Origin of the sequence: Rickettsia honei RB (genome assembly GCF_000263055.1) — a bacterium.
In the GTDB taxonomy this organism is placed as follows: Bacteria; Pseudomonadota; Alphaproteobacteria; order Rickettsiales; family Rickettsiaceae; genus Rickettsia; species Rickettsia rickettsii.
The window spans coordinates 32,126-45,616 of sequence record NZ_AJTT01000005.1 but is presented as its reverse complement, the minus strand read 5'-3'; the positions used below and the strand labels follow the sequence as shown (position 1 = coordinate 45,616).

Below are 13,491 nucleotides of genomic sequence, written 5' to 3'. Positions count from 1 at the left end.
AAACAATCCACACATGCAATGCCCGCTCGTAATGACTATTTTTATGCTGCCTTAAGTTTAGATTGCTTGAAATTAGTTTTATCAAAATAATAGATAAAATCTTTGATAATAGGCACTATAAACTGTTTAAATTTACTTCCGCTAAATACCCCGTAATGCCCTGCCCCTTTTTGTAAATGGTATCTTTGCATTGATTCAGGTATATTTGAACAAAGTTTTAAAACAGCTTTTGTTTGCCCTACCGCTGCAATATCATCTAATTCCCCTCCAATACCGAGTAAAGCACATTTAGTAATATGTTTTAGATCGGACGCTTCTCAGAAACTAATTTACCTGTTGCTAACGAAAATTGTTAGAATACAGTTTGTAAGTAAAACTCTGCCGGTATATCCATACCTGCTAAATACTCATCATAAAATTTAATAGTATGATCGGCTTTTTTATAGTCAGAATTTAATAAACTTTGCCATAATTCTAAATGTGAATCTATATGACGAAATAAGTTTAAACCCATAAAGACGGCAAGTTGGAGGAAACCGGGATATACTTTTCTACCATGTCCGGGATAGTTTGGCGGCACCTACATTGTAACCATTTGGCAGAACCATTCTAAACTTTTACTTTGAGCGAATTCATTAACTGCCGTGGGATTTTTTCTAGCATCTATAGGGCCGCCCATCAAAATCATCGAACTCGGCACATTTGGACTATTACTCTCCGACATTAAGCTAATGGCGGCAAGCAATGGAACAGTAGGTTGGCAAACTGTCATAGTATGAACATTCGGTCCTATAAAATTGATAAACTCCATTACGTAATCAATATAATCATCCATATCAAAATGCCCTGCTTCAAGCGGCACATAACTGGCTTCCGTCCAATCTGTAATATAAATACCGGTGTACAGTAATAATTCTTGTACTGTTGTTCTAAGTAAAGTAGCGTGATGTCCCGCCATGGGTGCTACTATTAATAATTGAGGTAATTCTTTTTTAAAACCTATTTTCTGAAAATGCCTTAGTTCACAAAAAGACTTTTTTAGTATAACTTTTTCATTAATGTTATAGGTTTTATCATCAATAATTGTTTCAAGGATTATTAAATTCGGGTTTTTCATATTTTCTAGTCATGCGTTCACAAAGCGTTAAATAAGCATGCATAATTCTTGCAAAACCGTTATCTAATGTTAATATGCTTCTTTTAGAATTTTTATACCTAAATGCATTTGAGCAATTTGTGCTCTAAGCCCCTCTAACATATAATATGTATAATTAGTACTTAAATCACAGTTAATCATAATTTATCCACAAATTTAAAAATAATTAAAATTTAGTTTAACACTAAAAATTCTCAGTACATTAATTTTAGAACTCACTGCTCAAATTTTTATAAATGCGTGATAATAATGGTCTATATATAAATATGTTTATTTTTTCTTCTTATTTTGCTTAGGAATTTTATTTACGTGGTCATTAATATTAAACCAAGTACTATCATTTACTTTCTGTTTTTTATAGAATGTATCAATATTATTTATATAATTTTCAAAATCTTTATTCTCTTCTGCTAACCTATTAGCCATATTCCAATCTATTTCCGGTCTTTCTCTAGCAGGAATTGATATTTTACTATCTTCAGGATTTTCTATATCTACTAAAATCAATCCTATACCATGCCTAGTATCATTTTATCTACTTTCAATTAAATCAGCAGCAACTAAATAACCATAATGTGCACATAAGGAATTTGATAAAGCCTGAAAAAAAGATTCTCGTAAATTACTACGATTGATAATTTTTTTTGCTTCAAAAGACCAAAGCCTTGCTTGTTTTCATGCATAATATTTAGCACAATCTTTAATTAGTAAACTCCACTTTTCATTAAGAACTTCCATACCTACCCAATCTGGGGTAACCATTATTATTACCTTTAGTGCCTTGTTTATTTGAAGAAAAATTATGCTTAATAGGCATATTATGAATCTTCAATTTGTTTTGAAGATATAATGCCAGTGCATCACATACTTGCACTGCGGTTATTTTATCTTCTTTATTTGCATTTATTTTAGGTTCTGTGACTTGTTCATTATTGACATAGTAATCAGGGTTTTGCGAATAATAAAACTTTAGCTTAGGTTTTAGCTCTATTCTAATATTAGTTTCTTGTCTTCGTTCAGCAGAAATCTTACTACTGCTAATTTCACCTGCATCAATTCCTATAATCTCCTTATCTTTTTCTTCTTGAGTCTTGCTTCGTCAATGTGATTTTCTACAAGCCATTCAGCTATACCATAAGAGGTAAATTTCTGATCTTCATGTGCTTTTAAAAAACCAATGATGGTATTTTTGCGATTAAATTCCATATCAAATATACTAATAATTGAAATACTATAAAATATACATATTATTTTAAAAATTTCAACTTTAAATTATCAAACTTGCTGTTTTTATAAAGTATTATTTATATATTTTTCAAATTTAGAAAATAATGTTTTGAAGTTATGAGTAGTAACATTTGCTACTTCTTTTGATGTTATATTTTTGAGTTCGGCAACTTTTTCAGCGACATACCTAACAAATGCCGGTTCGTTTTGTTTGCCTCGCATAGGCGTAGGAGCTAAGTAAGGAGTGTCGGTTTCTATTAATAACCTATCAAGCGGTATATATTTGACTATTTCTTGTAAATCAGTAGCATTCTTGAAAGTTATAATCCCTGACATTGAAATATATAAACCGATATCTAGCATTTTTGCCGCTAGATTTTTTGAAGAGGTAAAGCAATGTATTAAACCTGGAAATGTGCTGTTACGCATTTCTGAGGTTAAAATGTCAATAGTATCTTCGTCTGCTTCTCTTGTATGAACAATAACAGGCAGGCGTGTACTAGACGCCGCATGTATATGTGCTACAAACAAATCTTTTTGTAATTTTTGATCGTAAGGCTGATGATAATAATCAAGCCCCGTTTCACCGATTCCGATAATTTTCGGATGCTGGGTTAGCATAATAATTGCCTCAGCATCTGAGTTCGGGAAGACGTAGTCTTGACTTAGCAATCTTGTCCAAGCTTCCTGAGATTGCCACAGCACTTGCAGTGCTTCGCAATGACTGATAAAAGAATTCACTTCACACGGATGCACCCCAACACTCGCAAAAACATTTTCATATTTTTCAGCTATTTCTAAAATAATAGGTAAATCTTCAATTTTAGTGCAGATAGTTTGCATATACTGCACATTATTTTCTAATGCTCTTTGAATGACAGAATCTAAAAGCACTGCGTCATACCATGGTTTGACTACGGTATCTAGAAAACAACTAATATTAGTTGTTTTAATACCCTCACTAGATCCCGCGATCGCGTCGCGGGATGACAAGTTACTACGTAAATTAAGATGACAATGTGAATCTATTAACATATTATACTCTTAGTAGGTGTGTCATACTGCAGTCTCGCCACGGTATGACACACTATTCAAATTTTGGAAATATTATGGTAGGTTCTAAAATATTGCTACCCGCTGTTAAAGTATAATCACGTATTAAATGCTTAAATAGACGTTCTTCTTTATTTACCCCTAACTGATCAAGCATTTTATTTGCTGAACTCGGTATAAAAGGCAGAAGCATTATCGCAATATAGCGTAAAACTTCTAGTAAAGCGTATAACACTTCTAACGTTTTATCTGGATCGGTTTTTTTCAAATTCCAGGGTGCTTCGCTATCAATATAGATATTTGCCTCTTCGGCCAAATTAATAATATTTTCAAGAATTTTATTAATCTCTGTTTTGTCCATCAATAAAATATTCTGCTCGACAAATTTACTTGCGGTTTTTAAAATCGGTAGCTCATATATTTTATCTATAACACCTTGCGTAAGCAAAGGCACTTTGGCGTCATTATTCTTATAAACAAAAGATGTAGTACGCTGTAATAAATTACCTATTTTGTTTGACAACTCGCTATTAATACGGGTAATTAAATTACTACGAACAAAATTGCCGTCCGCACCAAAAGTTACTTCACGCATCAGAAAATACCTAACTTGATCAACACCGAATTCATCAATTAACTTAATCGGATCAATGGTATTACCAAGAGATTTAGAGATTTTCTGCCCCTCATTCGTCCACCAGCCATGAGCCATAATTGTTTTCGGCAGCGGAACTTCTGCAGCCATTAAGAAAGCAGGCCAATAGACGGCATGAAAACGCAAGATATCTTTACCGACTACATGTAAATCAGCCGGCCAAAACTTACCGTAATTACTTTGTTCGTCAAGATAACCGAGTGCTGAAATATAATTAGCCAGTGCATCAAGCCAAACATAAATTACATGTTTTTCATTATTTGGCACTTTTATTCCCCAGTTAAAAGTAGTACGCGATACCGATAAATCTTTTAAACCCGATTTAACAAAGCTAATTACTTCGTTACGCCTTGATATAGGTCTGATAAAATCAGGGTTTGCTTCATAAAACTCAAGCAATTTATCCTGCCATTTTGAAAGATTAAAGAAATAGCTAGGCTCTTTAACCCATTCAACTGGAGCACCCGTCGGTGCTAAACCGTCCCTCGTAAGTTCCGACTCATCAAAAAAAGCCTCATCTCGCACTGCATACCACCCTTCATAAAAGCCTTCATAAATAGTGCCATTATCTAGTAATTTCTGCCAAAAAACAGCTACAGCTTCTTTATGTCTGTGTTCCGTTGTTCTGATAAAATCATCATTGGAAATATGCATAGCAGTCATCAGATGACGAAAACTCTCGGATGTTTGATCGGTAAATTTTTGTGGGTCAATATTTTTATTAATAGCTGCTTTTTCTACTTTCTGCCCATGTTCGTCAGTACCTGTTAAAAACATTACATCGAAACCTCGAAGTCGCATGAAACGAGCGATTACGTCACTTGCAACGCTAGTATAAGCATGACCGATATGGGGAATATCGTTAACATAATATATAGGGGTAGTAATATAGTAAGTATTGTTCATAAATGCTTTTTTATTAACTCATGTACTTCAAGTGGACTTAAATCTGAAGCTTTAATTGTTTTTATTCTCTCAGGAAATCTATTACTTAATTCTTTAAAGCAATAATAGATTTTTTTATAAAAATCTATACCTCTTATGTCAAATTTATTGTTCATATTTCGTGAATTGACTCTCTTAATAGCAGTATCCGGCTCTACGTCAATAAAAAACGTAATATCCGGCATAAGAGAAGGCATTAAAGTTTTGTGCAGATTATAAACTAAATCTATGCCGTTTTCTAGCTCTAATCCTTGATAACATACAGTTGAGTCAATAAACCTATCACATATTACAATATGTCCCTCTTGTAGAGCTGGTATAATTTTCCGTGCCATATGATCATAACGTGCTGCCATAGCTTGTAATAGCTCGGACATGGGTAGTAATTCTTCATGTACTAGAATTTCACGCATTTTTTCGGCTACAATAGTACCACCGACTTCACGCGTTAAAATAACGGGAGTATTTTGAGATTGTAAATATTCATAGAGCATTTGAGATTGAGTAGATTTGCCTATCCCTTCCCCTCCCTCAAATGTAATAAACTTTCCTTGTTTCAAATTATTCATTCATTACAATGACTTTAAGCTATAACTTTATAATCATATCTCTTAAAAAAATATTTACAAGGAAGATTACATACTTATATACTCCTACAAAACGAAGCGCTGTTATACGAAGATCAACTTGGGAAAGAGTAATCAGTCTGTAAGCCGAGGAGCAGAGCGTATATTAAACGTTCAGCATCCGAGGACTTACAAAGACATTGTCACCAATGTTCCAAATTCATCGAGTATAATCCATTATAAATTTTAAATTATTACTATATGAATAATGCATTAAGTAAAAGGGATTTTTCGATCCTAATCGGTAATGCGATGGATCATTTCGATACTGCACTTTATGGGTTTCTTGCTCCACTACTTGCTGGTATTTTTTTTCCGAATCATGATAAAGTCGTTGCTTTAATACTTACCTATAGTGTTCTTGCTGCGTCTTTATTTACACGTCCCATAGGCTCTTATTTTTTTGGCGTAATTGCTAAAAAATACGGCGGTGTTTTTGCTTTATCTTACTCTTTAATCGGCGTTGCTTTAACAACTAGCCTAATCGGTTTAATACCTTCACATGCTCAAATAGGCTGGCTTGCACCGCTATTATTAGTGTTGCTTAGAACGTTGCAAGGAGTATATTCCGAGGGTGAATGTGCCATTGCTAAATTATTTATTTTAGAGAATAAAGAAGAAAAAAAAGCGTTTAAAGCGTCTTACCTTTATCAAACATCTACTATGGTCGGTATTATTCTTGCTTCATTTATCAGTACTATAGTTTTAAATGTAGAGTATAATACATATTGGCGTTTATGTTTCATATTTGGCGGACTTACAGCACTGATAGGTTATTTTTTAAGAAAGCGCGAGGATATTGTAGTCAAGCCCTCATTTTCATCCCGCGGCTTGACCACGGGATCCAATAAAAAAGATAAAATTACTTTACGTAATCTTTGGATACTCTGGTCAAGCCACGGGATGACACCTGGGTCCTCTCCTCGCAATGACGTAGTATCATCACTATTACAAGACTTAACTACAATTTGGAACTGTAAACTAAGTATCTTACGCATTAGTTTTGCCATAGGTTTCTCATATATGACTTATATAGTACCTTTCGTCTTTTTGAATAGTTTTATTCCGCTTATCACTGATATATCACTCGAAATAATGATGAAATTTAATACTGAGTTTCTGATTTTTGATATGATTATGATTCCGATAATAGGGCATCTAACAAAAAAGCTACATTACCTTAAAATACTAAACGGTAGTCTTATTTTAATGAGTTTAAGCATAATTCCTTTATGGCTCTGCTTGAATAATGCATCTATATGGTATATTAATTTTGTACGTATTTGGATTATAATACTCGGTGTCGGGTTCTTGGCACCTTTGAACTGCTGGCTAAATGATTTATTTAAAACTGCCGATAAATATATGTTAGTCGGTATCGGCAGTAGTATAGGTGCTTCATTAATCGGACGTCTTACTCCGTCAATCTGCCTAATGCTATGGTATGTAACCGGCAACTCTTTATCAATTGCGGTTTATATAACCGCAATATCGATTGTCACTTTATGGGCTGTTAGAGGAGTTGTTGCACGGGTCAATGTCATTCCTGCGAAAGCAGGAATCCAGTAAAACATATAAAAATTAAATTCTTATATGTTTTTTACTAGAAATGTAATACTTACAGCAATATTAATGTTATTTTTATGGATTCCTGCTTTCGCAGGAATGACATCAAGAACATTATCTAATCCCTAACAAGACTGTTATTAGGAAAAGAATTTAATAAAACACCATACTCAAAACTAATCCGATATAATTATTAGCTCTAAATCTTGTCATACAATTGGCAGGATTTTCAATATCAAGAGTTGCTACTTGTAATATCAGTAAAATTAAAGCAGCTAAAATAGGTAAATAGTCGATATTATGGTTAGCCATTTTTGTTGCTAGAATAAATAACAATATAAAACCTATATAACATATATAAAGCCAAAGCTTAGAATGCTTGTTCTCTAAATATATACTTAACGATTTCACTCCTATTTTCTTATCATCTTTTATATCCATATATCCGTAAATCGTATCATAACCGATGGCCCAAAAACAGCATGCTAAATACATAATAATCGCTGCTATATCAAGTGTATCCTGAACTGCCGCATAAGCTATTAAGGCCCCTAGCTTAAAGGTAAATCCCAAAAAGATTTGCGGGAAATAAGTAATACGTTTCATTAACGGGTATAGGCTAATCATTATTACGGCAAAAAAACCTATATATATAGCTGTTTTGTTTAAAAGTAGCAAAATACAAAGTGAGATAACGCTAAGAATAAAGAGTATCAAAATAGCATAAGAAACAGATAAAGCCTTGCTAGCTAAAGGTCGCTCTTTAGTCCTTGCGACATGCTTATCAAATTTTCTATCAAATATATCGTTAATAATACACCCGCTACTTCTAGCTGTTATACTACCTAAAATAAATAACGGTAATAAATGTATTAACTCCGTTCTTGAGGGGTTTGCAAGCAGTAACCCAAATAAAGCAGGAAAAAAAACCAGCAAATAAGCTACCAGCTTATCTGCACGCATTAATTTTAAGGTAAGCAAAAGCTTGTCTAGAATTAGCATATTAAACTTTAGATTTAAATAAATATGGATATTATAGATAATTTAAGATAAAATACGCCACGAAATAAAGCTACTAGATTTTTATGGCTAAAAAATTAAAACATGATTCATTAGTAAAAATAATAATGAACGACCCGGTAGCAGCACAAGAATTTTTGGAATATTATTTACCCGATGATTTTAAGAGTTTAAAATAATGGTAGAACAAGAAAGCTACATTGAGGAATCTTTAAATAAGAAATATAGTAATATAATATATAAAATTAGCAGCAATAATAAAGAAGAAGCATTTGTTTATGTATTAGTAGAGGCCCAATCAACAATTGATTATTGGACGGCTTTGCGGTTATGGAAATATACACTATTATTATGTGAAAGACATAAGCAAGGAAAGGATAAATTACCGCTAGTCTATAATTTAGTTATTTACAACGGTAAAGAAATTTATAATGCTCCAAGAAATCTGTGGAGTGTATTTACTGATAGTGTGATGGCAAAGAAATTAATGGCGGAAGATTATCAATTAGTAGATTTGCAAGCTATGACAGATGATGAAATCGTCAAGAAAAAACATTTAGGTATGCTATATGCTAGAATATATGATGCAGCATATCCAATATGCAGGATATGATAAAACTATGGGAGAAGTTTTTAACAGAGTTTAAGCATATTATAATATTGGATAAAGAAAAAGGTTATATTTACCTAAGATCGTTCTTATGGTATACTAACACAAAATTATCAAAACAAAAACAACTGGAATTAGTAGAAGTATTGGATACACATCTATTACCGCAAGATAAGGATACTATTATGAAAACTATCGCTGATACATATATAGATGAAGGAAAGGTGCAGGGTATTGAGATAGGCAAAGCTGAGGGCGAACATAATAAGGCAGTAATTATAGTGAAGGAAATGTTCAGTCAGGGCTTTAAAATTCCTGTTATTGCCAAAATTACAGGTCTTCAAGAAACTTTCGTTCGCTCAATTGTAAATAAGTAATTAATCATGCAAGCACCACTTGCACAAATCCTAAATATCCATATCCTCCCAAAGAAAAGCATCTATTGTCATAATCACATATAACCTTTATAATAATATTCTTGAATCAACTACAAAATCTATGAAAGAATTTCCAAAAAATTATAATTTTACCGAAAATGAAAAAAAGTGGCAGCAAATTTGGCAAGAGAAACAAATTTATGCTTATAATCCAAACGTTGCAAAAGAAGAAACCTATGTAATCGATACTCCGCCTCCGACAGTTTCAGGACAGTTACATATCGGTCATGTTTATAGCTATACGCAAACCGACTTTATTGTACGTTTTCAGCGTATGATGGGTAAAAATATCTTTTATCCTATGGGTTTTGACGATAACGGGCTACCGACCGAAAGACTTGTTGAAAAGCAGAAACAGATCAAAGCTTATAATATGGATCGATCTGAATTTATAAAAATTTGCGAAGAGGTAGTAGAAAGTGAAGAAGAAAAGTTTAGAAGTCTATTTAACCAAATAGCTTTATCGGTTGATTGGAGTTTAGAGTACCAAACTATTAGTCCGTTATCACGAAAAATATCACAAATGTCTTTTCTTGATTTAGTACAAAAAGAAGAAATTTATCGTACTAATCAACCGATTTTATGGGATCCAGTAGATGGTACAGCTCTTGCCCAAGCCGATATTGAGGATAAGGAAAAAACCTCTTTCATGAATTATATTACGTTTAAAACCGAGCAAGGAGACTCGCTTACTATAGCCACTACCAGACCTGAGTTATTACCGGCTTGCGTAGCCGTATTTTATCACCCTGACGATGGACGTTATAAGCATCTAGCAGGTAAATCAGCTATAACCCCACTTTTTAATGAGCAAGTTCCACTGCTTGCTGACCCTTTAGTACGACAAGATAAAGGTACGGGACTGGTAATGTGCTGTACGTTTGGTGATCAAACGGATATTACTTGGTGGAAGACGCATAATCTACCTTTAAAAACTATTATCACTAAAAAAGGTACAATAGACTTCCAACATGAAACTTCTATAGATGGGTTGAAAATTAAAGAAGCTCGAACAAAAATAATAGATATTTTAAAAGAACAAGAGTTGCTTATTAAACAAGAAGACATCACTCATACCGTTAAATGTGCCGAGAGGTCAGGTGCTCCTCTTGAGATACTAACTGTACCGCAATGGTTCGTTAAAACTATATCACATAAAGAAGAATTGCTTAAAAGAGCGAATGAGTTAAATTGGCATCCTAAAAATATGAAGATTCGTTTAGAGAATTGGATTAATGCCATTAGTTGGGATTGGTGTATAAGTAGGCAGCGTTATTTTGGTGTGCCTTTCCCTGTTTGGTACTCTAAAAGAGTAGGTGAGGAAGGAAAAATCTTATATGCCGATGTTACGCAGCTACCTATCGATCCGTTAAAAGATTTACCTATGGGTTATAGTAAAGAAGAAGTAGAACCTGATTATGACGTAATGGATACTTGGGCAACAAGTTCCGTTTCGCCTCAACTTTCTACTCATGGGATTTCTGACGATTTCGCTTTTAATAAAGATAGGCACGATAAATTATTTCCGATGAATTTAAGACCTCAAGCACATGAAATTATCAGAACTTGGGCGTTCTATACTATTTTAAAAGCTCATTTACACCAAAATACTTTGCCGTGGAAAAACATCATGATAAGCGGTTGGTGTTTAGCTGAAGATCGAAGTAAAATGTCAAAATCTAAGGGCAATGTTTTAGTTCCTGAAAAACTATTAGAACAATATGGTTCCGACGTGATACGTTATTGGTCGGCAAATTCAAAGCTAGGTGCTGATACCGCCTATTCTGAAGACGTTATGAAAAACGGCAAAAGGCTTGTTAACAAGCTATGGAATGCCTCTAAATTTGTTTTTATACATTTTGATAAACTGAAAAGTGAAGATAAAAAAGCGAGTTTACTCGATATTAAAGAAAAAATCACTAACGAATTTGATAAATGGATGGTTAATAAGCTAGTGGAATTAGTTAAGCTAGCTACAAATGAATTACAAAACTACGAATATGCAAATGCTATGCATCTGACGGAAAAATTCTTTTGGGTGGTATTTTGTGATAATTATTTAGAAATAAGCAAAACAAGAAGCTATGATGAGGAACACAAAAATCCACAAGGACAATATAGTAGCATATTAACTTTATATCATGTTATGCAAACTTTACTGAAACTATTTGCACCTTTCATACCGCATATTACCGAAGAATTATACCAAATATTATATAGTGAAAATTCTATTCATGTTAAAGGTAGCTGGGTTAATTACAGTGACTTAAATTATGAAATCAATGCAAAGGGAGCAGAAGGGCTGCTTGAAATACTAGATATCGTCAGAAAATTCAAAGCTGAGAAGAATCTATCTATAAAAGCTCCAATAAAATTGCTTGAAGTTAGCGGCATAGTATTATCTGCAGAATTAGCAGAAGATTTAAAAAACGTCACATCGGCAGAAGAAATACAATTTGAGATGAAAGATGATAAAATTAAAGTCAATATTATCCTTTAAAAATATTATAGGTTTAATATTAATTATATTTGCCGGGATATTTTTTTATGCTTATATATTAGAACATGACTGGCGATATGTAACCTTAAGTGATGAACAAGTAAAAAAATATAGGATTAGTGAGAAAAAAGCTATTACCCTTTATCAGTTAATGAAAGACACTCATGAGCTACTTGGTAAGAATAATATTAATTATTGGATAGACGGCGGCACTCTGCTTGGAGCCGTTAGACATCAAGGCATAATTCCTTTTGACGATGATTTAGATATCGGCATTATGCATGAAGACGAAATACGTTTGCAACAAATATTACCGCAATTTGAGCAACTCGGTTATACTGTTTCCTATAAGAGAACTTATAATATATGCAAAAAAGCTTGTTTAGATATTTTCATTTTTCATAAAGAACAAAACAAATTTATATATACTAATTTAGCGATTCGAAATAAGTATCCGAAGAGTTCATTTTATGATAATGAGCTATATCCTTTAAAAAAATATAAATTCGGTAGTATAGAGGTTTACGGTCCCGCTGATCCTATAGGAAATCTAAATAGGCAATATCCAGAATGGGATAAATATGCAATAATATACAGCCCTCATAGCTTACATTTACCTTTTTTATCGAATATCGAGAAAAAAACTAAATTTATATTAACGCCTGAATTGTTAAAACCGGCTCAGCCTTTTAGTCCTTTAGAGGATAGAATAAACTTTTAAACAAATTGAGATAAAAAAGTCATAACCGATTGTTTTATATAGATTAAAAATATTATATCAGCAGGGGAAATGTAATTTAAGATTCAAGATGATAAAATTAAAGTCAATATTATCCTTTAAAAATATTTTACGCTTAATCCTTACTATTTTCGTCGGTATATTGTGTTATGCTTATCTACTAGAACATAATTGGCGATATGTAACCTTAAGTGATGAACAAGTAAAAAAATACAGGATTAGCGAGAAAAAAGCTATTACCCTTTATCAGTTAATGAAAGACACTCATGAGCTACTTGGTAAGAATAATATTAATTATTGGATAGACGGCGGCACTCTGCTTGGAGCCGTTAGACATCAAGGCATAATTCCTTTTGACGATGATTTAGATATCGGCATTATGCATGAAGACGAAATACGTTTGCAACAAATATTACCGCAATTTGAACAATTAGGATATCGTGTTAAACATAATAAAATTTATGTAATTTGCGGAGAAAGATGCTTAGATATTTTCGTATTTCATAAAGAAAATGATAAATTTGTTCATTTTAATCAAAGTATGCGTAATAAATATCCAAATGATTTTTTTTATGATTATGAGCTATATCCTTTAAAAAAATATAAATTTGGTAGTATAGAGGTTTACGGTCCCGCTGATCCTATAGGAAATCTAAATAGGCAATATCCAGAATGGGATAAATATGCAATAATATACAGCCCTCATAGCTTACATTTACCTTTTTTATCGAATATCGAGAAAAAAACTAAATTTATATTAACGCCTGAATTGTTAAAACCGGCTCAGCCACTCGGACCGCTAGAAGATAAAGTGAATATAGTCAATTCAGCTACATTTAGTGGTATGTGCGAGGATACAGCTTATAATTAAATGTCGAATTGGTAATGACTATTTCGATATAAGCAACGAAATAGTCATATGATTTACCTAGATTACCTTTTTTGCAAAAATTCATA

General features: G+C 32.8%; 10 protein-coding genes and 2 pseudogenes. 5 read left to right on the top strand and 7 right to left on the bottom strand.

Features of this window, described 5'->3' with window-relative positions; genetic code table 11:
- Positions 1 to 41 precede the first annotated feature (41 nt).
- The 6 genes and pseudogenes from phaZ to tmk all read right to left on the bottom strand — a co-directional run bounded on the left by phaZ (position 42) and on the right by tmk (position 5,605).
- Positions 42 to 1,297 (bottom strand): annotated as a pseudogene (gene phaZ, locus WSW_RS1000000111735) (polyhydroxyalkanoate depolymerase).
- A 129-nt stretch (positions 1,298 to 1,426) separates the two neighbouring features.
- Positions 1,427 to 1,663 (bottom strand): hypothetical protein, encoded by a 237-nt coding sequence (locus WSW_RS01000000108545; RefSeq protein ID WP_016917403.1) that lies wholly within the window; start codon positions 1,661 to 1,663, stop codon positions 1,427 to 1,429.
- Positions 1,664 to 2,215: 552 nt separating this feature from the next.
- A complete protein-coding gene (locus tag WSW_RS1000000112125; protein WP_016917402.1) occupies positions 2,216 to 2,362 on the bottom strand; it encodes a hypothetical protein in 147 nt (48 codons plus the stop codon).
- A gap of 84 nt (positions 2,363 to 2,446) precedes the next feature.
- Positions 2,447 to 3,418 (bottom strand): TatD family hydrolase, encoded by a 972-nt coding sequence (locus tag WSW_RS0105620; RefSeq protein WP_016917401.1) that lies wholly within the window; start codon positions 3,416 to 3,418, stop codon positions 2,447 to 2,449.
- Positions 3,419 to 3,470: 52 nt separating this feature from the next.
- Entirely contained in the window at positions 3,471 to 4,997 is a 1,527-nt protein-coding gene (gene metG, locus WSW_RS0105615; protein ID WP_016917400.1) for a methionine--tRNA ligase, read from the bottom strand.
- Positions 4,994 to 5,605, bottom strand: a complete 612-nt coding sequence (gene tmk / locus WSW_RS0105610; RefSeq protein WP_014364945.1) for a dTMP kinase — start codon at positions 5,603 to 5,605, stop codon at positions 4,994 to 4,996. Before tmk ends, metG begins: the two co-directional genes overlap by 4 nt.
- A gap of 258 nt (positions 5,606 to 5,863) precedes the next feature.
- Here tmk and WSW_RS0105605 point away from each other — a divergent pair, with 258 nt between their 5' ends.
- Positions 5,864 to 7,231: an MFS transporter gene (locus WSW_RS0105605; protein WP_016917399.1), complete on the top strand. Its 1,368-nt coding sequence runs from the start codon at positions 5,864 to 5,866 to the stop codon at positions 7,229 to 7,231.
- 150 nt (positions 7,232 to 7,381) lie between these two features.
- Here the strand turns inward: WSW_RS0105605 and ubiA are convergent, their stop codons facing one another.
- Positions 7,382 to 8,230: a 4-hydroxybenzoate octaprenyltransferase gene (gene ubiA, locus WSW_RS0105600; protein WP_016917398.1), complete on the bottom strand. Its 849-nt coding sequence runs from the start codon at positions 8,228 to 8,230 to the stop codon at positions 7,382 to 7,384.
- Between the two features lie 83 nt (positions 8,231 to 8,313).
- Between ubiA and WSW_RS1000000113235 the strand changes: the two are divergent.
- The 4 genes and pseudogenes from WSW_RS1000000113235 to WSW_RS0105580 all read left to right on the top strand — a co-directional run bounded on the left by WSW_RS1000000113235 (position 8,314) and on the right by WSW_RS0105580 (position 13,405).
- Positions 8,314 to 9,235: pseudogene (locus tag WSW_RS1000000113235) on the top strand (Rpn family recombination-promoting nuclease/putative transposase).
- 121 nt (positions 9,236 to 9,356) lie between these two features.
- Positions 9,357 to 11,795, top strand: a complete 2,439-nt coding sequence (locus tag WSW_RS0105590; RefSeq protein WP_016917397.1) for a valine--tRNA ligase — start codon at positions 9,357 to 9,359, stop codon at positions 11,793 to 11,795.
- Entirely contained in the window at positions 11,764 to 12,516 is a 753-nt protein-coding gene (locus WSW_RS0105585; RefSeq protein WP_016917396.1) for a LicD family protein, read from the top strand. The genes WSW_RS0105590 and WSW_RS0105585 overlap by 32 nt, the downstream gene beginning before the upstream one ends.
- Before the next feature lie 88 nt (positions 12,517 to 12,604).
- A complete protein-coding gene (locus tag WSW_RS0105580) occupies positions 12,605 to 13,405 on the top strand; it encodes a LicD family protein (protein WP_016917395.1) in 801 nt (266 codons plus the stop codon).
- Positions 13,406 to 13,491: the final 86 nt, after the last annotated feature.

Excerpts from the sequence above, each read along its gene's own strand:
- WSW_RS0105620 (WP_016917401.1), bottom strand. The coding sequence starts at position 3,418 with ATGTTAATAGATTCACATTGTCATCTTAATTTACGTAGTAACTTGTCA.
- WSW_RS0105580 (WP_016917395.1), top strand. The coding sequence starts at position 12,605 with ATGATAAAATTAAAGTCAATATTATCCTTTAAAAATATTTTACGCTTA.
- WSW_RS0105590 (WP_016917397.1), top strand. The coding sequence starts at position 9,357 with ATGAAAGAATTTCCAAAAAATTATAATTTTACCGAAAATGAAAAAAAG.
- WSW_RS1000000112125 (WP_016917402.1), bottom strand. The coding sequence starts at position 2,362 with ATGGAATTTAATCGCAAAAATACCATCATTGGTTTTTTAAAAGCACAT.
- ubiA (WP_016917398.1), bottom strand. The coding sequence starts at position 8,230 with ATGCTAATTCTAGACAAGCTTTTGCTTACCTTAAAATTAATGCGTGCA.
- metG (WP_016917400.1), bottom strand. The coding sequence starts at position 4,997 with ATGAACAATACTTACTATATTACTACCCCTATATATTATGTTAACGAT.
- WSW_RS0105585 (WP_016917396.1), top strand. The coding sequence starts at position 11,764 with ATGATAAAATTAAAGTCAATATTATCCTTTAAAAATATTATAGGTTTA.
- tmk (WP_014364945.1), bottom strand. The coding sequence starts at position 5,605 with ATGAATAATTTGAAACAAGGAAAGTTTATTACATTTGAGGGAGGGGAA.
- WSW_RS0105605 (WP_016917399.1), top strand. The coding sequence starts at position 5,864 with ATGAATAATGCATTAAGTAAAAGGGATTTTTCGATCCTAATCGGTAAT.